The organism is Mycolicibacterium tokaiense, assembly GCF_010725885.1.
Lineage (GTDB): Bacteria > Actinomycetota > Actinomycetes > Mycobacteriales > Mycobacteriaceae > Mycobacterium > Mycobacterium tokaiense.
Map to the genome: position 1 here is coordinate 2,347,355 of NZ_AP022600.1, position 19,715 is coordinate 2,367,069.

General features: G+C 64.4%; 18 protein-coding genes. 15 read left to right on the forward strand and 3 right to left on the reverse strand.

Annotated features, from left to right (window positions below):
* Positions 1-21 precede the first annotated feature (21 nt).
* From G6N58_RS11280 to G6N58_RS11330, 11 genes are all read left to right on the forward strand, one after another.
* Positions 22-1,371 carry a glycosyltransferase family 2 protein gene (locus G6N58_RS11280; protein WP_163908082.1) on the forward strand — a complete coding sequence of 450 codons (1,350 nt, stop codon included), beginning with the start codon at positions 22-24 and terminating at the stop codon, positions 1,369-1,371.
* A 44-nt stretch (positions 1,372-1,415) separates the two neighbouring features.
* The gene (locus G6N58_RS11285) at positions 1,416-2,702 is read left to right on the forward strand and encodes a lipopolysaccharide biosynthesis protein (RefSeq protein ID WP_163908084.1); all 1,287 of its coding nucleotides are present in this window, start codon (positions 1,416-1,418) and stop codon (positions 2,700-2,702) included.
* Positions 2,699-3,529 (forward strand): polysaccharide deacetylase family protein, encoded by an 831-nt coding sequence (locus tag G6N58_RS11290; protein WP_163908086.1) that lies wholly within the window; start codon positions 2,699-2,701, stop codon positions 3,527-3,529. The genes G6N58_RS11285 and G6N58_RS11290 overlap by 4 nt, the downstream gene beginning before the upstream one ends.
* Positions 3,526-4,536: a glycosyltransferase gene (locus G6N58_RS11295; RefSeq protein ID WP_115278636.1), complete on the forward strand. Its 1,011-nt coding sequence runs from the start codon at positions 3,526-3,528 to the stop codon at positions 4,534-4,536. Before G6N58_RS11290 ends, G6N58_RS11295 begins: the two co-directional genes overlap by 4 nt.
* Positions 4,529-6,082, forward strand: coding sequence for a GMC family oxidoreductase (locus tag G6N58_RS11300; protein ID WP_197746418.1), 1,554 nt, complete (start codon positions 4,529-4,531; stop codon positions 6,080-6,082). The genes G6N58_RS11295 and G6N58_RS11300 overlap by 8 nt, the downstream gene beginning before the upstream one ends.
* Positions 6,075-6,986 (forward strand): NAD-dependent epimerase/dehydratase family protein, encoded by a 912-nt coding sequence (locus tag G6N58_RS11305; RefSeq protein ID WP_163908088.1) that lies wholly within the window; start codon positions 6,075-6,077, stop codon positions 6,984-6,986. The genes G6N58_RS11300 and G6N58_RS11305 overlap by 8 nt, the downstream gene beginning before the upstream one ends.
* Entirely contained in the window at positions 6,983-9,112 is a 2,130-nt protein-coding gene (locus G6N58_RS11310) for a putative glycosyltransferase family protein (RefSeq protein WP_115278634.1), read from the forward strand. Before G6N58_RS11305 ends, G6N58_RS11310 begins: the two co-directional genes overlap by 4 nt.
* Positions 9,109-9,966, forward strand: a complete 858-nt coding sequence (locus G6N58_RS11315; RefSeq protein WP_115278633.1) for a glycoside hydrolase family 16 protein — start codon at positions 9,109-9,111, stop codon at positions 9,964-9,966. The genes G6N58_RS11310 and G6N58_RS11315 overlap by 4 nt, the downstream gene beginning before the upstream one ends.
* Before the next feature lie 36 nt (positions 9,967-10,002).
* Positions 10,003-10,770, forward strand: coding sequence for a class I SAM-dependent methyltransferase (locus G6N58_RS11320; protein WP_115278632.1), 768 nt, complete (start codon positions 10,003-10,005; stop codon positions 10,768-10,770).
* Between the two features lie 4 nt (positions 10,771-10,774).
* Positions 10,775-11,911, forward strand: a complete 1,137-nt coding sequence (locus G6N58_RS11325) for a GNAT family N-acetyltransferase (RefSeq protein ID WP_115278631.1) — start codon at positions 10,775-10,777, stop codon at positions 11,909-11,911.
* 63 nt (positions 11,912-11,974) lie between these two features.
* Positions 11,975-12,616 carry a GNAT family N-acetyltransferase gene (locus tag G6N58_RS11330; RefSeq protein ID WP_163908090.1) on the forward strand — a complete coding sequence of 214 codons (642 nt, stop codon included), beginning with the start codon at positions 11,975-11,977 and terminating at the stop codon, positions 12,614-12,616.
* On the opposite strand, the gene G6N58_RS11335 is transcribed toward G6N58_RS11330, so the two are convergent.
* A complete protein-coding gene (locus tag G6N58_RS11335; protein ID WP_115278629.1) occupies positions 12,613-13,473 on the reverse strand; it encodes an enoyl-CoA hydratase ChsH3 in 861 nt (286 codons plus the stop codon). The two genes, G6N58_RS11330 and G6N58_RS11335, sit on opposite strands and share 4 nt — an antisense overlap.
* Position 13,474: 1 nt before the next feature.
* Positions 13,475-15,157, reverse strand: a complete 1,683-nt coding sequence (gene kstD, locus G6N58_RS11340; RefSeq protein ID WP_115281579.1) for a 3-oxosteroid 1-dehydrogenase — start codon at positions 15,155-15,157, stop codon at positions 13,475-13,477.
* A 72-nt stretch (positions 15,158-15,229) separates the two neighbouring features.
* Here kstD and G6N58_RS11345 point away from each other — a divergent pair, with 72 nt between their 5' ends.
* The 3 genes from G6N58_RS11345 to dmpG are packed head-to-tail and all read left to right on the forward strand — an operon-like array spanning position 15,230 to position 17,988.
* Positions 15,230-16,015 carry a 2-keto-4-pentenoate hydratase gene (locus tag G6N58_RS11345; RefSeq protein WP_115278628.1) on the forward strand — a complete coding sequence of 262 codons (786 nt, stop codon included), beginning with the start codon at positions 15,230-15,232 and terminating at the stop codon, positions 16,013-16,015.
* 9 nt (positions 16,016-16,024) lie between these two features.
* Entirely contained in the window at positions 16,025-16,942 is a 918-nt protein-coding gene (locus G6N58_RS11350) for an acetaldehyde dehydrogenase (acetylating) (RefSeq protein ID WP_115278627.1), read from the forward strand.
* Positions 16,939-17,988 carry a 4-hydroxy-2-oxovalerate aldolase gene (gene dmpG, locus G6N58_RS11355; protein WP_115278626.1) on the forward strand — a complete coding sequence of 350 codons (1,050 nt, stop codon included), beginning with the start codon at positions 16,939-16,941 and terminating at the stop codon, positions 17,986-17,988. The genes G6N58_RS11350 and dmpG overlap by 4 nt, the downstream gene beginning before the upstream one ends.
* Here dmpG and G6N58_RS11360 read toward each other — a convergent pair.
* On the reverse strand, positions 17,985-18,473 hold the full coding sequence (locus G6N58_RS11360) for a hypothetical protein (protein ID WP_163908093.1): 489 nt from the start codon (positions 18,471-18,473) through the stop codon (positions 17,985-17,987). The genes dmpG and G6N58_RS11360 overlap by 4 nt on opposite strands.
* A 37-nt stretch (positions 18,474-18,510) precedes the next feature.
* Between G6N58_RS11360 and G6N58_RS11365 the strand changes: the two genes are divergently transcribed.
* Positions 18,511-19,500 carry a PIN domain-containing protein gene (locus tag G6N58_RS11365; RefSeq protein ID WP_115278625.1) on the forward strand — a complete coding sequence of 330 codons (990 nt, stop codon included), beginning with the start codon at positions 18,511-18,513 and terminating at the stop codon, positions 19,498-19,500.
* Positions 19,501-19,715: the final 215 nt, after the last annotated feature.

A 19,715-nucleotide genomic window follows, 5' to 3' on the forward strand; every position in this document is an offset into this window, starting at 1 on the left:
TATCTCCGGGGAGGAAGCCACGTGACGCAGACCAGGGTGCTGCCGCCGGTGTCGTCGATCCGGGAGATCGACGAACAGGTGCTACCCATACCTCGTGTCGAGATCGAACTGAGTGACATCGAGGACGACCTTGCCTCCGCCTCCGATTGGGGTGATGCATCGAGGGTGATGGCATTGGTACGGCTGCACACTTATCCGCTAGGTGTGGTGTATCTCGATGGCAGGCTGGGCCCCTCACGGCGGCTGCACGCCGCAGGGATATGGACAGTGCTGAACGAGGCGATCAATGCGCATCTGTCTGCGGACGGTTTGCCTGTCGCGAGTCGGATCGACGATGTGGTTGTGGCGTCGACATCAGGTTCCCCGCGTTGCCTGCAGTACCGGGACAGCGTGCTTTCCCGCGGTTCTTTCATCAGTGTTGTCGTCGCCACTCGGGATCGGCCCGACAGTCTCGCAGCCTGTCTGAAGTCACTGCTGAGATCGAGCTACCAGCATTTCGAGATCATCGTGGTGGACAACGACCCGACCAGCGATGACACGGAGCTGATGATCCGGCGGCGTTTTCCGTCGGTCCGGTATGTCCGGGAGTGCCGGCGCGGCCTGGCATCGGCACACAACTGTGGTCTCTCGCTGGCACAGGGCCAGATAACCGCATTCGTCGACGATGACGTTCTCGTGGACGCACAGTGGTTGGTCTCGATCGCTGAGGGATTCGCGGTGACAGACCGTGTTGGTTGTGTGACCGGCCTCATCCTGCCCGCCCAACTGGACACTCCGGCGCAGTTGCTGCTGGAACACCGGGGAGGTTACGGCAAGGGGTTCGATCTCCAGATCTTCGACACCCACGACAATCGGCCGGCCGACCCATTGTTCCCGTTTGCCGCCGGTCGCCTCGGCTCTGGGGCGAACATGGCCTTCGACACCCGAAAGCTGCGCGAATTGGGCGGTTTCGATGCAGCGCTCGGTGTGGGGACGTTCGCTCGCGGTGGTGACGACCTGATCGGTATCTTCCGCACGATCGTCGCAGGCCATCGGGTCGTGTACCAGCCTGCCGCCATCGTGTGGCACCGCCATTACCGCGATCTCACCGCCCTGCGGAACATGGCCCACGGCTGCGGAGTCGGTATGGGTGCGTTCTTGGCGAGTGGACTCGTGCACGAGCCGCGGATGCTCATCAGCTTCGTGCGTTGTCTGCCGGCATGCTTCGTCCATCTCGCGCGACAGGCCGGGACGGGTCAGCGAGGACGGCCCGGTGCGTGGCCGGCTGAGTTCGTGCGGGTCGAGAGGCGCGGTCTGCTCACGGGCCCAGTCGCCTACGCAGTCAGCCGTTGGAGGGCGCGCCGAGCTGTTGCGGACAGGGGCGACAAGTGAAAACGCGCGTGCGGCGGTCCCCGGATTTCGGCTCACTCACTCGCGTGTTCCGTAACCCGCTCCTGCGCAACGGACACCTGCTGACGCTGAGCTCGGCACTGGTGGCGCTCATGGGTCTGTGCTTCTGGACGATCGCCGCCTGGAGATACGACGCCGCTGCAGTGGGTAGCAACTCTGCTGCCATCTCGTTGATGATGTTGTTGGTTTCCATCTCTCAACTCAACCTCTCGAGCGCGGTGGTCCGCTTCGTGCCGGCTGCGGGTCGGCACACCAAGATGCTGGTGGCCATCGTTTTTGTGGTCGGTGGATGCGTTGCTCTCGTGGTCGGTGTCTGCGCAGTCATCGTCGTCGATGTCGTCTCGCCTGGGACGAACATGTTCGGCGGGTCGAAGGCGCACGCGATCTTCGTGGTCGCCACCGTGGCGTCGACGATCTTCATCATCCAAGAAGGAGTTCTGACAGGGTTGCGCCGCACGGGGCTCGTGCCGTTGACGAACTTCGCTTTCGCAGCAGCGAAAATGCTTCTCATCACCCTCTTTGCTGCATCGATGCCATCGGACGGGATCCTCGCAGCGTGGGCCCTGTCCGCGGTCGGCATCGTCACCGCAATCGGTGTATTCCTCTTTGCGAAAGCCATTCCCGGTTGCCGCGCCGCCGCCTCGGCAGTCGGCAGCCTGCCACCACTTCGCCGCCTGGTCAGGTTTGCCGCGCTCGACTACGTGGGTGCCATCAGTGCGACGGCCTCTCTGACCCTGATGCCGATCATGGTGTTGACGGTGCTGGGCGCAGAGCAGAACGCCTACTTCTCCATGGCGTGGTTGGTGGCGTGCTCCATCTTCCAGATAAATCTGAACATGGGGATGTCCTTGGTGGTCGAATCATCGGTCGATCAGTCCGATCTGGCACGGCAGGCACGCCACGTTCTCGCCCACACCGGCAAGCTCCTCGCGGTGGTGGTGGCGGGGTTCGTGATCTTCGCTCCGTATCTGCTCGGCATCTTCGGTGGTTCATATCACGAGGCGGACAACGCACTTCGGCTCTTTGCCCTGGCTGCGCTGCCCCATCTCGTGGTGATGACCGCAGTCAGTTCGGCGCGTGCGCAGCAGCGAATGGACCTGGTGCTCTGGTGCCAGGTCCCACAGTGCCTCGTCGCGGTGCCGCTGACATGGTTCCTGCTGCCGGTCATGGGTATGGCGGGGGCCAGTCTTGCGTGGTTGATCACGATCTCGCTGATCGCCGGTGGGCTGCTCGTCCAGAGACACCTGTGGCTGTCCGTCGTCGTTCCCGTGACCAAGCCCCCGAACCCAACCGAACAGAAAGTTCCGCTGTGACCACCGTTCCCATCCTCCTGTATCACTCGATTTCGACGGATCCGCCGGGGTGGATCGCGCCCTATTCGGTGACCCCCGCGGTTTTCGGCCACCACCTGGAATTGATCGCAGAGAGCAATGCAACGGTGCTGAGCGTCTCGCAATTGGTCGGCGCGTTGCGCGGGCTGGTGCCCTTGCCGCCGCGGCCGGTTGTGATCACCTTTGACGACGGCTTCGCCGATATCTGCTCTGCCGCAGTGCAACTCGCTTCTCACAACATGTGCAGCACGCTCTACATCACCACCGGGGCGATCCGCGGGAGCGGGGCGCGGCCCGCAGACATGGCGCTCCCCCCCGCTGAGATGTTGGACTGGTCCCAGGTTGACGAGCTTGCGGAGATGAACATCGAGATCGGGGCTCACACCCACACGCATCCGCAGCTGGACGCGATGCGTATCTCAGAGGCACGCAATGAGATCCGGAGTTCCAAGCACATTCTCGAGGACCGCCTGGGGCGTCAGGTTCCGAGCTTCGCCTACCCCCATGGCTTCCAATCGGCACGCCTGCGGCGCGAGGTCGAGGCAGCCGGATACACCTCGGCATGTGGGGTGATGAATGCGTTGAGTTCCCATTCGGACCAGGTCTTCTGTTTGGCACGTCTGACTGTCCGGAACACCACTTCGACCGCGGCGATGGCCGCGTGGCTCACGGGGCGGGGCGCCCGTGTAGCCCCCTATCCGGAGGCATTCCGCACCAAAGCATGGCGCGCTTACCGGCGCGGCCGCGGTCCGCGGTCGACGCGAGGTGTGATCGACGATCGGACCTCGAAGTCGGAGGTACGGCCATGACGATCAACCGCAGCGCGGACGTCGTCATCTGCACCTACACGGAAGCGCGTTGGGACCTGCTCGTCCGTTCCGTGAGTTCGGTTCTCGTGCAGAGTGTGGCGCCCGAACAGGTGATCGTCGTCGTCGACCACAACAGCGACCTCGCGGCGAAGTGTCGTGACCAGTGGCGTGCGGGCACCACCGGGTCGTCGGTGCCGGTGGTGGTCGTCGAGAATCGCTTCGTCGGCCGACTCGGTTCAGCCCGCAACACCGGCCTGCTCCTGGCCGCCGCTGATATCGTTGCCTTCCTCGACGATGACGCTGAGGCGGCAGAAGAGTGGCTGGAGCGTCTCCTGGCCGTGTATCGGCGGTACCCGTCTGCTGTTGCGGTCGGCGGAGCTCCGTTGCCGAACTATGCTGTGCCGCGGCCCAGTTGGTTCCCCTCTCAGTTCGATTGGATCTTCGGCTGTCACTACCAGTCGATGCCCGCGGAGCTGGCGCCCGTGCGTCATCTCATCGGTGCGAGCATGTCTGTCGAGCGCGAGTTCATGCTCGAGGTGCGGGGATTCCATGCCGATGACCACGATGACATGGATCTGTCGCATCGGGTACGGCACGCGCATGGTCGGTCTGGTCTCCTCTACGAACCGCTGGCCCAGGTTCATCACTACGTCCCGTCCGAGCGATTGACCTGGAGCTACTTCTGGCGCCGGTGTTTCTACGTGAATCGGGGCAAGGTCGCAGCGGTTGCCGTGCTGGGCGATGCGGGAAATCTCCGTGCCGAACTCGGCTTCGCCGCGCGCACCCTGATCGAGATCGGACCGGCGTCGGTGGCGGCGGTCACCGGTGAGACGGCGCGGTTGCGGCAGTGGTTCGTCGCCATGGCGGGCACCGTGCTGGCAGGTCTCGGCTACCTCGCGGGCAAGGCCCAGGTGATCCGCGGTGTCACGCCGGAACTCCTGACCACCGGACTCACCGTCGAGGACGTAGCCCGGGTACGTGCGAAGGTTCGAGTCGCTGATGCATAGCGTCATCGTCGGGTCGGGCCCTGCTGCTGCCGCCGCGCTTCTGGCCCTGGCCGACGACCCGTCCCAGCAGATCACCATCGTCGATCTCGGCGAACGACTTTCTGATGAGACTGCAGCGGTGATCGAACGGATGAGTGGGATGGAACCGCAGCAGTGGGGTGACACAGACCGCCAGTTGGTTGCCGCGCAGCCTGCTGCGGTTGCCGGTGCGGCCGTCCCCGAAAAGCGTTCCTACGGCTCCAATCACATGTTCGTCGATCAAGGACAGCAGCGTGGACTGACGATGCCGGATCGTGGGAACCGCGCTGCGGTCTCCGCTGCGCTGGGCGGGTTCTCGACTGTATGGGGTGCCCAGGTCATGCCGTTCTCGCGGGCCACCTTCAGACGGTGGCCGTTCGGTTGGGACGTGATCGAACCGCACTACCGGGCCGTGTTGCAGGAGGTCCGGCTCGCGGGTGAAGTGGACGACTACGCCGAGGACTTCCCGTTGATCGCGCCCCACGCTTCCCTGCCTCCGGTCTCGGAGCGCACCCTCGCTGTATTGGCCCGGTACCAGCGGTACCGCGGTGATATTAGGTCGATGGGCATCGTGGTCGGCAAGGCCCGCCTCGCCTTCGCCGCGGATTCCTGCCGGAGATGTGGGCTGTGCATGACGGGTTGCCCCTATTCCCTGATCTACTCCGCCCGGCAGACTATTGATCGTTTTGTTGCCAGCGGGCGCGTGCGGCACTTACCCCAGATCCTCGTGACGGGCGTCGAGCAGCAGGCCGACAGCAAACCCGCGATCCGCGGCATCGACCTTGGCAACCAACGTGCGGTGCGGTTCGAGGCGGATCGGATCTTTGTAGCGGCCGGTGGTCTCGGCAGCACCCGCATCGCCCTCAACTCGCTGGGCGCGCCCCCGCCGTACCTCGGATTGCAGGAGTCGCAACAGTTTCTGGTGCCGTTCGTTTCGCGGCACGCCACGGCCGATCCGCGTGACCGGGGCGACTTCACCCTGAACCAGTTCAACATGCTCCTGAAGTTCGACGACGAAGCGTACACCACCTCCCAGATCCACTGCTATCCCTACAATCCGGCGGTGGCCGCAGCTCTTCCCGGCTGGCTGTCCCCACGGATGACGGGCAGCGTTCTCGGTCGAGTCACAGCAGCCCTCGGGTATCTGCCATCATGGGAATCCCCCAAGATGCGTATCGAACTCCGGGCCCAGCGTGCCGAGGCACTGCCGGACATCCACGTGCGAGTCGTCGCGGATCGGCACCCTGCCATGCTTCGATCGGTGTTGACCAAGCTGACCCAGGTTGGGTCCAAACTCGATCTCTTTCCGGTGCTTCCGATGGTGCGGTTGTCCGGACCCGGTAAGAGCTACCACTTCGGCTCGACGTTTCCGCACGGCAAGGACTCTGATCTGCTGGGCCGTGTAGGGGGGTTCCGGAACATCCACCTGATCGACGGATCGGTACTGCCGTCGGTGCCGTCGACGACGTTCACCCTCACCGTGATGGCCAATGCGCACCGCATTGCGGAGGAGAGCCGCAATGTGTGAGACGACCAACCCCACCGTCGCGGTCACCGGGGCCAGCGGGTATGTGGGTGGCGCGGTGTGTTCGGCTTTCGCCGCTGCGGGCTACCGGGTGATCGCACTACAACGGTCGGTACCCCGGGACGGCCACGTCCACGACCACATTCCGTACTCACTCGAGGGTGGGCTCGAACGTGCGCTGCCAGACGGCGTGGCGGCCGTGATCCATTGCGCATACGATCTGCGCGAGCGCGACCCCGAACTCATCACTCGCGTCAACGTCGGTGGCACCGCACGACTACTGGCGGCGGCCGGGACAACCCCGATGGTCCTGATGTCCTCGATGTCCGCCCATGCCGGTACATCGCAGATCTACGGTCAGGCCAAGCTGGCATGTGAGCGGCTTGTAACCGATTGTGGTGGAACCGCGTTGCGCCTTGGGCTCGTCTACGACGATGCAGCCAGCGGCGGTATGGTGGGGGCCCTGCGCAAGGTCTCCAGCGCCCCCATCGTGCCCATGCCGCATCCAGAACCTTCTCAGTACACCGTGCACGTCCACGACATGACGAGATGCGTGCTCTCCGTGGTCCAACAAGCCCCCCCGCAACGGATTCTCGGGGTCGCCCACCCCCGGCCGGTCCCGCTCAGCGAGATCGTCTCGCATCTGCGGGCGATGACGAAGGACACTCCGCTTCGTTCAGTGCGGGTGCCCACGGCCATGATTCATCGACTGCTCCGTGCGATCGAAGCAGTCGGACTGTGGATCGGCTTTCGCGCTGATTCGGTGGTCGGCCTTGCCAACCCGGCGCCGGTGGTGCCGCACGTGGGATATTGGCAGGACCTGGGAATCATGCTGCGCGACTTCGGTAGTGGTCGTGCGGCGCAATCGATGATCACCGCCGACTGTGATGTGTCCGGCAGCTCATGACCTCAACCCCCGACGGCGACACACTCCAGACATCGACGGTGAAGGATTCCGGCACACGCCATCGGCTCGCCGCGGTGGGCTGTCCGCGCCCCCTTGCTCAGATCAGTGTTCTGGCCGGAGTCTCGGGTGTCATGTCCACCATCCCGTCGTCGCCAGTCGTGCAGTCGTTGCTACTGCTCGTCCTGATCACGACGGGTGCCGGCAGTGCGGCACTGTGCTGGGTGAACATTCCGGCCGGCGCGGCAGGGTCGGGTGTCATCGGGGTCAGTCTTGCGGCCGTCGTGATCCTCACGACCACACCGGCACAGTGGGAGTTGTGGCGGCCGGTGGAATCGTGCGTGATCTTGTCGGCAATGGTCGCCTGCAGCGGCCTGGTTCGTCTCTGGAGTCTGCGGCGAAGTGCGAACCCGATCAGTGGCATCAGGCCGCGTCCCGTCGGGGTTGGAGTACCTCTGCGCGCCGCGTTCCCACTCGCTCTGGCGATCGCGTTGTGGTTGCTGTCGTTGTCGCTGCTGGCAGGCGAGGACATCGGACAGTACGGTCTCCTCGGCAGTGCTGGTGGGGTGCTGCTCATGCTGGCGGCGGCAGCCGTGGTCACGTCGTTCGTGTCGGCAATGATCCTGGGCCGCAGGACTATCGCCGCACTGGCCATTCTCATGATGGTGTGTGTGGGAAGAGTGACGGCGACGCTGCTCACCGAAGTGCCCACCAACGCCTATACGTACAAGCACATAGGCGTCGTCGACTACGTGCTCACCGAGCATGCACTGGCCCCGTACTGGACCGATGTGTATGTGCGCTGGCCGGGATTCTTCACCACCATGGCGTGGTTCAGCTCCATCACCGGACTGGATCCGATGAACACTGCCCACTGGTTCGCCGTCGTCACCGACATCGTGATCGCGATCGTCGTCGCCGCGTTGGCATTCGGTGTCACCAAGAGCAAAGATGTCGCGCTCGTCGCAGCCTTGGTGGTGCAGATGGTGAATTGGGTAGGTCAGGACTACTATTCGCCGCAGGCGCTGAGTCTGATCATGGCGTTCTCGATTCTGTCGCTGTTGTTGTGTTCCCGAGACTCGGACACCTCGGGGTACGTCTCGATCCCGATCTTCGCGGCGATGGTGGCAACGCACCAACTCACCCCGGTATGGGTTTGCGCGGTGGTCGCGGCGCTGGCGCTGTTCAGACTCGCCAAGCCACGTTGGCTGCCGATTGTGTATGTCGGAGTCTGGGCGATCTACGTGATACCGCGCCTGGACTCGGTGATGCAATACGGAATCTTCAATTTCGATCCGCTGGCGAACAGTGCGGGCTCCACGTTGGGTGTGCGGACCGAGTCGGCCGGTTACCAGTTCACCGTGATCGTGGATCGGATTCTCACGGTGGGGTTCTGGGTGTTGGCCGCGGTCTGTGTGGTCGTTCTCTGGCGCCGTGGCGCCCGACCCTGGGCCGCGGCAATCTGCGCCTTCTCGCCGATGCTGCTCATCGCCGGACAGAGTTACGGCGGTGAAGTGAGTATGCGGGTGTTCCTGTTCTCCCTCGCGGGTTGCTCGACCCTGATTGCCTGGGTTCTCGTCGACATGCTGTCGAATTCCAAGGCTGCGCCGAACCGAATCCTGCAATCAGGGGTGTTGGCCCTGCTCACTGCGTTCGCGCTCGCCGGATTGCACGGTTACTACAGCAGCTGGTCGTTCAGCACCATCACCCGAACGCAGGTGGAGCAGTCCCGGATGGTGTTGTCGGACAATCGGAATGAGACCGTGATCACCGTGTGGGCCTCATCGGCGGGCTGGCCGGCACGGCCGAGTTCGGACTATGTGAAATTCGCCCTCGCGGACTCTCTCTATGACGTGCCGCTCGACGAACTTCGCCACTCGATCCTGGCAGATGTGCCAGACAGTGACGACATGGCGGAACTGGAAGCGGGACCGAACTCGACCGGACACCCGATGTATGTGGTGTTGCCGCGGCAGCTCTATGCGTACGACGCTTGGATCGGATTGTTCGTGCCGGGTGTACTCGATGGCCTGAAGCATCAGATCGAGACGCGTCCCGGATGGACCGAGGAGATCAACGACGCCGACACGGTCGTGTATCGGTACTCCCCTGAGGAAGAGGCACCATGAAATTCCCCAACCGCAACATCAGAGCTGTGGTGGTCACCGGTCTCGCCGTGGCGCTGTTGGCGTTCGGTACGGGATCATCCAGCGGCGAGCCGGTCGACCTACACGCTGATGCTTCCCTGTCGGCACTCATCGATGTGCACGCCCTCTACGCGCACGACGACTTCGATGGCCCGGTGAACTCTCCTCTTGACCCTGCGATGTGGCACATCGAGACCGGTGGGGTCGGCTGGGGCGGGTCCGAGGCGCAGGCGTACACAGCCGCTCCGGACAACGTGCGGCTCGATGGGTCGGGCAATCTGGTGATCGAAGCCCGGGAAGACAACGGCCACATCACATCGGCGCGCGTCAACACCCAGGACTTGGTTGAGCTCACCACCGGTCTGGTGGCCGCGCGGATCCAGATGCCCGCCGGCCAAGGGCTACACCCGGCGTTCTGGATGCTGGGGCGGTCGATTCGTGATGTCGGCTGGCCCGCTTCCGGCGAGATCGACATCGTCGAGTTGCTGAACGAGGGATCCACCGCCTACTTCACCGTACTGGGCCCGCCGGTTCCCGCAGGGCCAGGTCCGGGTACGCACTCGCAGGCCCAATTCACCTTGAGATCAACTGATCTGGTCAACAGTTTCCATACGTACTGGCTCTACAAGCAGCCCGAAATGTTGGTCTTCGGTATCGACGAGACCCCGGTCGCCACCGTCACTCCCGCCGAGCTCGCCAGCGGCGCGCCGTGGATCTACGACACGCCCTTCTTCGCGGTTCTCAATCTTGCGGTGGGTGGAACGTGGCCCGGACCGGTGGGTGCCGGTGTGCTGCCTGCGCGCATGACCGTCGACTGGGTCAGATTTTACCGCTGAGACGAAATTGATCAACCGACAAGGAGTGAAAGCCAGATGAAACCATATGAAGCCGGTGTGTATTGGGATGATGTCGGTCGAGAGGTGTTGCAGCGCAGCGGTGCCGAGAGGTCCGGTATCGCCAGCGACCACACGCCGTTCTACGCCCTGCGTCAGACGCAGTTCTTCGACCAGTACCTGGACTCCGCACTGGCCGATGCTTCCAGTGTGCTGGAGGTGGGACCTGGCCCGGGTGACAACCTGAACAGACTGCGCGATCAGGGAAAGACCGTTTTCGGCGCAGACGTGTCACGCGTGATGATGAGCGTCGCTGCTCAGAACGGATTGCACTGCATCGCGGCGATGGACGGAATGCGGATTCCCTACCGAGACAACTTCTGCGACGCGGTCTTCACCTCGACCGTGCTCCAGCACAACAACCACCATCAAGCCGAACAACTGCTCATGGAGATGGCGCGGGTGGCTTCTCGCGACATTCACCTGTTCGAGGACACGGCCGTCGTTGCTGTTCGGGACCGTAGATCACACTGGCTGCGGCGGTCATCCTGGTACATCGACAGACTGCAGGAGCGGGGATTCGAGCTGACCTATCACAGCACACTTCCACTGGCGGGCCAGGAGATCGCGGCGGTGCTCGCCAGGCTGGCGGTGGATCGCACGCGGGCACAGGGCGCGCCGCCATCGGCTCGCAGGCTGAAGCTCGAGAAGGCATTGCTGCGCATGGCACGCCCGATAGACCGCCACGTTCCGCCCGTCCTGGGTCTGTCGCGGATGTCTTTCCGGCGCATGCGATGTGACGGGTAAACAGATGCAGGTCGAGGTGATCACACCAGCGGAGCTGGACTCTGCCGGTCGATCTCACTGGAAGAACGTCCAAGCTGCCAACCCGCATATGGGTAGCCCGTTCCTGAGTCCGACGTTCGTCGAGACAGTGGGTAGGGCACGCAAGGACACGCGCGTCGCGGTGATCTCCGATGGGTCCGCCACGGCCTATCTTCCCTTCGAGAAGGGGCGACACGGACACGCACGCGCGGCGGGGATGGGGCTTTCCGATGTCCAGGGGATCGTTGCGCCCGAGGGCATGGTGCTCGATGTGTCTGCGGTGTTGAACGCCGCAAGTCTCAGATCCCTGACGTTCGACCACCTGGTGGCCGAGCAGGAAGGCTGGGTGGCGACAGGGCCGGCCGCCTTCGAGCGGGACATCTCCGCGATCATCGACCTGCGAGGCGGGTTCGATACATATATGGCTGTACTGCAGGAGAACTCGAAAAGTCTGGCTCGGTCGACAGCACGGAAGGAACGCAAGTTGGAACGTGAACACGGGCCGCTGCGTTTTGTCTTCCACGAGCGCGATCATCGTTCGCTCGACGTGCTGCTCCATTGGAAATCGCAACAGTATCGCAGCACCGGACGTCGCGATCGGTTTGCGAACCCGAATACACGAAGGCTTGTTCACGAGCTCCTGGATGCACAAGAGGACACCTTCACAGCCCCCTTGTCGGTGTTGATGGCCGGCGATCGGGTGGTGGCAGCGCATTTCGGGTTGCAGTCGAACGGGGTGCTGGCATGGTGGTTTCCCGCCTATTATCCGGCCTTCGCCCCCTATTCGCCAGGTCTGATCCTGACCCTGCGCACCGCACAGGCTCTGTCCGACGAGGGTCTGTCCGTCCTCGACCTGGGCAAGGGCGACGAGTCCTACAAGCGCCGATTGTCCAACTCGCATCTGAATCTGATTGCGGGTTCGGTGGCTGTCAATCGGCGCACCCATGTGGTGATGAAAATGCGGCGGTGGCCTTACGAACGGACGATGGCCGCCGTACTCGCGTCCCCTCGGTTGCGGTCTGCCAGTCGGTCGATGCTCGCCCGGGCAGGTGCCGCGCGCCAACGGGCGTTGCCGATGAGGGGCACAGAACCTGCGAGCACCCGGGTGCCCGTCAGTACGTAGGAGAAGCGTTACCAGCGGAGAACGGAGGAGTGCCCGATGTTGTCAATCCAGGATGGACTCCGAATGCTGTGCTCTACCAGCGGACGTCGTTGGCTGCGGCAGGGTGTTCGGGTACGGTTCTCGTCCCGTCGTGACGCGATCGGTCTGCGCCGCGACGTGGAGGTGCCGTTCGTGGCACCGGCGGCCAAGGTCCCCGTCACCGTCCGGCGGCTACAGCCGGACGATGATGTCTCATTTCTCGATCGGGTACCGGCCCTCGATCTGGAGGTCGCCAACGAGCTCATCGGTCGCCGCAGGCTGGTGGACTCCAGGGTGGCCACGTGCTGGATCGCGGTGGATTCCGCCGGGGTGCCCTGCTACCTGCAGTGGCTCATCGGACCGAGTGACAATGCGTTCATCCGGCGGTGGTGGAAGGGTCTGTTCCCGCAGCTCGGGCCGAACGAGGCGCTGCTGGAGGGCGCCTACACCGCGGAGACCCATCGCGGGCAGGGCATCATGGCGCATGCCATGGCCAAGATCACCGAGCAGGCGAGCGACATCGGGGCCCGCTATGTGATCACGTTCGTGGGCACAGACAACATCGCCTCACTGAAGGGCTGCGAGCGAGCCGGTTTTGTTCCCTACCTCGAACGCGAGGACATCTGGTCGGGATTTCGGCACCAGGTCCACTTCCGGCCCCTGGCGCCGGACCGGACCCCCGGCTAGGCCGGCGTCAAGTGCACATCGGCGAGTGCAGTAGCGCCATCACGACCCGGCGCCACCACCGTGGCGACGAACCGTCCGTCTTCCTTCCACACCCGCGCGCTCAATGTCTCACCCGGGTAGACCACCCCGGCAAAACGCGCGCCGTAGGAGCCGACCGCCGCGGCGTCACCGTCGAGCAACGCGTCGGTGATGGCCTTGCAGGTCATGCCATAGGTGCACAGGCCGTGCAGGATCGGCTTGGGAAAGCCTGCCGCAGAGGCGAACGCGGGGTCCGAGTGCAGCGGGTTGCGGTCACCGCACAGGCGGTACAGCAGGGCCTGCTGGGGCAGCACCGGGATCGGCAACTCGAGGTCAGGCGCGCGGTCGGGGACCATCGAGCCCCCCGACGGGCCGCGGTCACCTCCGAATCCACCTTCGCCCCGGGCGAAGATGGACCGCTTCTGCGTCCACAGCAGGGTGCCGTCGGGTGCGGTGACCTCGGTCTCGGACCAGATGACCGCGGCCTTGCCCTTGTCCCAGATGTCGGTGAAGCGGGTGACCGCGATCCCCGTGCCCGCGGGCGGCAGCGGCGCAGCAGGCGTGATGCCCTCACTGGCATGCAGCACGCGGGAGAGTTCGATGTCGATGCCTGGAAAGCTGACCGTCGGTGGCTTGGTCATGTGAAAGCTCTGCGCCACGTTGCCGAAGGTGGGCAGCACCTGCGGGGTGTCGTCGGTCAGGTACCGCAACTCGCGGGGACTCACCGGGTCGGCACCCGCTCCCAGGCCCAGGTGGTAGAGCTGGACGTCACTGCTGGTCCAGGAGAACTCGGCGGGCGGCAGTTGCGCGCTCAGTGCGACATCGACATCGATCGGCATGTCAGGCCTTTCCGGCGATATGCAGTGCGGCCAGGTACCCGAAGGTCATGGCGGGTCCGATGGTCCCGCCCGGGCCGGGGTAGGTGTGACCCATCACCGGTGCGCTGACGTTGCCCGCGGCGTAGAGGCCCTCGATGACCGACCCGTCGTCGCGCAGCGCGCGGCCGTGGACGTCGGTCACCACACCGCCCTTGGTGCCCAGGTCGCCCGGCACCATTTTCGCCGCGTAGAACGGGCCGTGGCTGATCTCACCGAGGTTCGGGTTCGGCTTGTTGGTGGGGTCGCCGTAGTAGCGGTCGTAGGCGCTCTCGCCGCGGTGGAAGTCCTGGTCCACCCCGGAGCGGGCGAAGCCGTTGAAGCGTTCGATGGTGGCCGCAAACGCATCGGCGGGCAGGCCCGCCTTGTCGGCCAACTCGGCCAGCGTGTCGGCCTTGACGATGACGCCGGACTCCAGCCACTTCTTCGGAATACGTTGTCCTGGTTGTAATCCCGCGAAGATGTAGCGGTCGCGGTACTGCTGGTCGAAGATCAGCCAGGACGGGACGTTCTCACCGGGGCCCTCGCCCTGGCCGTACTGGCCGCCGTACATGTGATGGCATGCCTCGACGTACGGCATGGATTCGTTCATGAATCGCTTGCCGGCCATGTTGACGATGATCGAACCGGGGGAGTTGCGCTCGGAGAGCGCGAACCACGGTGCGTCCACCAGTGGAACGGTGGGCCCCCACCAGGCGTCTTCCATGACGTCCAGGGCGGCGCCCATTTTCTCGGCGGCCAGGATGCCGTCACCGGTGTTTGCCTTGGCACCCACGGTCCACTCGGTGGTGATCGGCGCCCGCTGGTACTTCACCCGCATCTGTTCGTTGTGCTCGAAGCCGCCGCTGCCGAGGATCACCCCGCGGCGGGCGCGGATCAGTTGTGGCTCAGCGGATTCCGGTGCGTCGGTGGACTTGACGTAGATGCCGCGGACCACACCGTCCTCGACGTAGAGGTCGGTGAAGGCGGTGTTCAGGCGTACCGGCACACCGGCCTGCTGCAGGCCGATGCGTAGCGGGGCGATGAGCGCACGGCCCATGCCCACCAGGTTCTTCCCGGTGGACTTGGCCCACACGGTGCGGGCCCCGATCTTGAGGCTGCGGAGCACCCCGCGCGGGTGCCGCTTGAGCTGGTTGAGCCGCACGTAGTCCTGCTGCATCACCACCACGTTGAGGGGCACCTTGCCGTAGGGCGGTTCCAGCCCGGCCAGGTCCGCCCCGAGCTTCTTGGCATCGAACGGTTTGGGCTCGACGGACCGCCCGCTGGGCTTTCCGCCTGGGGTCTCCGGGTAGTAGTCGGAGTATCCCGGCACCCAGCACAGCTTCAGCGGTGAATGCGCGGTGACGAACGAGAGCATCTCCGGCCCGCGCCGCAGATACGTGTCGATCTTCTCGGCGGGCACCACGTCGCCGATGATGGCGTGCAAGTACGTCCGGGCGGCCTCCGGGGTGTCGGTGACCCCGGCACGCTTGAGGACTTCGTTGTTCGGAATCCACACACCGCCGCCGGAGCGGGCGGTCGAACCGCCATAGTGTGCGGCCTTCTCAACAACTAGTGTTGATAGCCCCTGGTGAGCGGCGGTGAGGGCGGCGACCATGCCAGCGCCGCCACTGCCGACGACGATGACATCGAACTCCTGACCAGTCATGTAGAACACGTTATAGAATTGCCCGGGCCGCGAACAACTGCCCCGGTCAAACAAGTGAGGGGAATTCACGACATGCTGGGCGAACAGACCCGAGCGAAGCTGGCCGCCGACCTGGCCGAGGCCGAGCGCAGCCGGGTGCCGATCGATCCCTTGACTGCTGCGTATCCGGATATCGATGTTGTGGACGCGTATCAGATCCAGTTGATCAACATTCGTTCGCGGGTGGCCGAGGGAGCTCGGGTGGTGGGCCACAAGGTGGGTCTGTCCAGCGAGGCGATGCAGAAGATGATGGGCGTCGACGAGCCGGATTACGGGCATCTGTTGGCGGAGATGCAGGTCTTCGAAGACGTTCCCGTCGCGTCGTCGAGGTTTTTGTACCCGCGGGTGGAGGTCGAGGTGGGTTTCATCCTGGCTGATGATCTGCCCGGGGCGGGGTGCACCGAGGATGACGTGTTGGCGGCGACGGCTGCGTTTGCGCCGTCGATCGAGTTGATCGACACCCGGATCAAGGACTGGAAGATCGCGTTGTGTGACACCATCGCCGACAATGCCTCGTCGGCGGGCTGGGTGCTCGGTGAGGCGCGGGTCTCGCCGAAGGACATCGACATCCGCACCATCGACGCCGTGCTGACCAACAACGGTGAGGTGGTGGCGCAGGGGCGCAGTGATGCAGTGTTGGGTAATCCGGTGACCGCGGTGGCGTGGTTGGCGCGCAAGGTCGACCAGTTCGGGGTGCGCCTGCGGGCGGGCGACATCGTGTTGCCGGGGTCGTGCACGCGCGCGATCGATGCACCGCCGGGCAGTCATTTTGTAGCTGATTTCACCGGGTTGGGTTCTGTAGAGCTGACTTTCGAATAGGAGCGTCACATGGGTGACAAGGCGACGGTGGCGATTGTGGGGTCGGGCAACATCAGCACCGACCTGTTGTACAAGTTGTTGCGTTCGGAGTGGTTGGAGCCGCGTTGGATGATCGGTATCGACCCCGAGTCTGAGGGTTTGGCGCGGGCGCGCAAGTTGGGGTTGGAGACCAGCCATGAGGGGGTGGATTGGCTGCTGGCGCAGTCGGAGAAGCCGGATCTGGTGTTCGAGGCCACCAGTGCGTATGTGCACCGCGATGCGGCGCCGCGGTATGCCGAGGCCGGGATTCGGGCGGTGGATCTGACGCCGGCGGCGGTGGGTCCAGGGGTGATCCCGCCGGCCAATCTGCGTGAGCATCTCGACGCCCCGAACGTCAACATGGTGACCTGCGGTGGGCAGGCGACCATCCCGATCGTGCACGCGGTCAGTCGTGTGGTGGAGGTTCCTTACGGCGAGATCGTGGCGTCGGTGTCCTCGGCGTCGGCTGGCCCGGGTACGCGGGCGAACATCGATGAGTTCACCAAGACCACCAGTGCGGGGGTGCAGAACATTGGCGGTGCCAAGCGGGGGAAGGCGATCATCATCCTCAACCCCGCTGATCCGCCGATGATCATGCGCGACACCATCTTCTGCGCCATCCCTGAGGACGCCGACCGCGACGCGATCGCGGCGTCCATCCGTGAAGTGGTGGCCGAGGTGCAGACCTATGTGCCGGGCTACCGCCTGCTGAATGAGCCGCAGTTCGATGATCCGTCGATGAACTCCGGTGGGCAGGCGGTGGTGACGACGTTCATCGAGGTCGAAGGTGCCGGGGATTATCTGCCGCCGTATGCCGGCAATTTGGACATCATGACCGCGGCGGCGACCAAGGTGGGCGAGGAGATCGCCCGCGAGGTGCTCGCCGCGACGACGGGAGGCCACGCATGAGCACCGAGGAGATCTACTTCGACCCGATGTGGGACATCCGGATGACGGATACCTCGCTGCGCGACGGGTCGCATCACAAGCGGCATCAGTTCACCGCCGCCGAGGTGCAGGCGATTGTCGGGGCGTTGGACACCGCGGGGGTTCCGGTCATCGAGGTCACCCACGGTGACGGCCTGGGTGGGTCGAGCTTCAACTACGGGTTCTCCAAGACCCCCGAGCAGGAGCTGATCAAGCTGGCCGCGCAGACGGCCAAGACCTCCAAGATCGCCTTTTTGATGCTGCCGGGTGTGGGGACCAAGGAGGACATCAAGGAGGCGCAGAACAACGGTGGGTCGATCTGCCGGATCGCCACCCACTGCACTGAAGCTGATGTGTCGATTCAGCACTTCGGGCTGGCCCGCGAACTCGGTCTGGAGACCGTCGGGTTTCTGATGATGAGCCACACCATTTCCCCGGAGAAGCTGGCCGCTCAGGCGCGGATCATGGCCGATGCCGGGTGCCAGTGTGTGTATGTGGTGGATTCCGCGGGTGCGTTGGTGCTCGAGGGGGTCGCCGATCGGGTGGCGGCGTTGGTCGCCGAGCTCGGTGATGACGCGCAGGTGGGTTTTCATGGGCATGAGAATCTCGGTTTGGGCGTGGCGAATTCGATCGAGGCGGTGCGGGCGGGGGCCAAGCAGATCGACGGGTCGTGTCGGCGGTTTGGTGCCGGGGCCGGTAATGCTCCGGTGGAGGCGTTGATCGGGGTGTTCGACAAGATCGGCGTCAAGACCGGGATCGATTTCTTCGACATCGCCGACGCCGCCGAAGAGGTGGTGGCGCCCGCGATGCCGGCCGAATGTCTGCTGGATCGCAACGCGCTGATCATGGGCTACTCCGGGGTGTACTCCAGTTTCCTCAAGCACGCCATCCGCCAGTCCGAACGCTACGGCGTGCCTGCCCACCAGCTGCTGCACCGGGCCGGACAACGCAAGCTCATCGGCGGCCAAGAAGACCAACTCATCGACATCGCCCTGGAAATCAAACGCGAGATGGAGGCCGCCACCTAAAACGGTGGTTCTTCGCTGTCGTCTGCCGGTGGTGGTGGGGGTGGTGGTCGCCAGTCGGCGGTGATGGATTCGTCTTCCCAGGGGTCGTTGATCCAGGGGCACCAGGAGGCGGTGCGGCGCCGGCCACTGAGGACCAGTCGTTTGAAGCGGACGTCGTTGCGGCGCCCCCGTTGTCTGATTTCGTGGGCGCGTTGCTGGTTGACCCACCGGGTCTGCTGGTTGGCGGCGTGTTTGGCCGCCAACCCGGCCCGGGCAGCCGCGATCCTGGCGGTCTTCTCGGCCTTCGGGTCCCGAGGTCGGGTCCACGATTTCGGGCGGCACGCTGCGGCGAGGTCATCGAACAACTCCGCCCCATCCGGAGTCGACCGGTACGTCCGGCCGGTGGGGGAGGTCCATTCGATGGTGCCGCCGGTGAGTTGTCTGGTCGTCCAGCCGCCCTCGCCGGACAGGAACGTCTTGATCCGGTGATGACACCGATAAGCCAAAGAACCTTCAAGCCTGAGGCGGCTAACGTGTGAGGCTGTGCTCCATCTGCTGATCGACACCTCGACGTGGCTCGACCTTGCCAAGCGGCGCGACGGCCAGCGGCTAATCGTGCCCATCCGCGTCCTGGTCTTCCAGGGGAGGCTTGACGTTCTGGTGCCCCAGCTCGTGATCGATGAGTTCGAGCGCAATCGGCCCAGGGTCGAAGCGTCGATGACTTCGGAGGTCACCCAGCGGTTCAAGCTCATCCGCCGCGACCTGGTGCAATACGGGAACGACCAGCAGGGCGAGGCTCTGGAGATGATCGACCAGCTTGCTCACCAGGTGCCGCTGATAGGAGCGATGACGACGCGGAACTTCGAGGAGATCCGCGAGCAGCTGGAGCGCAGCACCAGGATCGATCCGACCGCCGCCGAGCAAGCGCGCGTCGTTGAACGCGGCCTGGCGAAGTCCGCACCGTTCCACCGCTCCCGCAATAGCGTCGCGGATGCGCTGCTGATCGAGATGTACTCGACCGCTCTGGCGAGTGCGGGCGAACATGATCGATACGCCTTCATCACATCGAACTCCGAGGACTTCTCCGCGGTGGGCGGCGACAACCGCGAGCCGCATGCCGACCTAGCTGGCCTCTTCGCCGGGGTGAAGTCCACCTATGGCCTGGGCGTCGAGGGCCTGGAGCGTGTCCTGGCTGACGAGTTCGGCGAGGAGTGGCCGGAGATCTTGGAAGACAACTACTTCGAGGAGGAGCCCCGACGCCTCGACGAGATCCTGGCGGCTGAGCAGGAGATGTTCGATCGAGTCTGGTACGACCGCTCGATGCTCCACGAGCAGAAGGCCATCGACGCTGGTGACGATGCTGATCTGGAGCACCTGCGCAAGGTGGCCGGACCAGCTCGCGCCCGCGTCGAGGAGACCTACGGCGTCGAGAATCTCGGCCCCTACGACAAGTTCGAGTGGGGAATGATCAACGGCAAGCTCTCCGCGCTGCGCTGGGTGCTCGGCAGCGAGTGGGATTTCCTCGACACCTAGTTATCACCGAGGTCGAGCTGTCCCGCGCGGTCTACCCCCGCGGATCCGGATCGTTTGCGCAGCTCAGAGTTTCGCGGCGGCGAAGGTCGAGCCGGGGTGGTAGCAAACGGGTGCGGCCAACCGCGGTTGGAGTCCTGGTCTGCTGTTGGGAGGGAAGCCTCGGAAACTCCCCCCGGAGAGCCGAACCAGCCTGCGCTGGAAAGTCTGGGGTGTTG

Coding starts and splice junctions, on each gene's coding strand:
- G6N58_RS11350 (WP_115278627.1), top strand. CDS start 16,025: ATGGGTGACAAGGCGACGGTGGCGATTGTGGGGTCGGGCAACATCAGC.
- G6N58_RS11330 (WP_163908090.1), top strand. CDS start 11,975: ATGCTGTGCTCTACCAGCGGACGTCGTTGGCTGCGGCAGGGTGTTCGG.
- G6N58_RS11305 (WP_163908088.1), top strand. CDS start 6,075: ATGTGTGAGACGACCAACCCCACCGTCGCGGTCACCGGGGCCAGCGGG.
- G6N58_RS11345 (WP_115278628.1), top strand. CDS start 15,230: ATGCTGGGCGAACAGACCCGAGCGAAGCTGGCCGCCGACCTGGCCGAG.
- dmpG (WP_115278626.1), top strand. CDS start 16,939: ATGAGCACCGAGGAGATCTACTTCGACCCGATGTGGGACATCCGGATG.
- G6N58_RS11335 (WP_115278629.1), bottom strand. CDS start 13,473: ATGCCGATCGATGTCGATGTCGCACTGAGCGCGCAACTGCCGCCCGCC.
- G6N58_RS11320 (WP_115278632.1), top strand. CDS start 10,003: ATGAAACCATATGAAGCCGGTGTGTATTGGGATGATGTCGGTCGAGAG.
- G6N58_RS11300 (WP_197746418.1), top strand. CDS start 4,529: ATGCATAGCGTCATCGTCGGGTCGGGCCCTGCTGCTGCCGCCGCGCTT.
- G6N58_RS11295 (WP_115278636.1), top strand. CDS start 3,526: ATGACGATCAACCGCAGCGCGGACGTCGTCATCTGCACCTACACGGAA.
- G6N58_RS11315 (WP_115278633.1), top strand. CDS start 9,109: ATGAAATTCCCCAACCGCAACATCAGAGCTGTGGTGGTCACCGGTCTC.
- kstD (WP_115281579.1), bottom strand. CDS start 15,157: ATGACTGGTCAGGAGTTCGATGTCATCGTCGTCGGCAGTGGCGGCGCT.
- G6N58_RS11325 (WP_115278631.1), top strand. CDS start 10,775: ATGCAGGTCGAGGTGATCACACCAGCGGAGCTGGACTCTGCCGGTCGA.
- G6N58_RS11310 (WP_115278634.1), top strand. CDS start 6,983: ATGACCTCAACCCCCGACGGCGACACACTCCAGACATCGACGGTGAAG.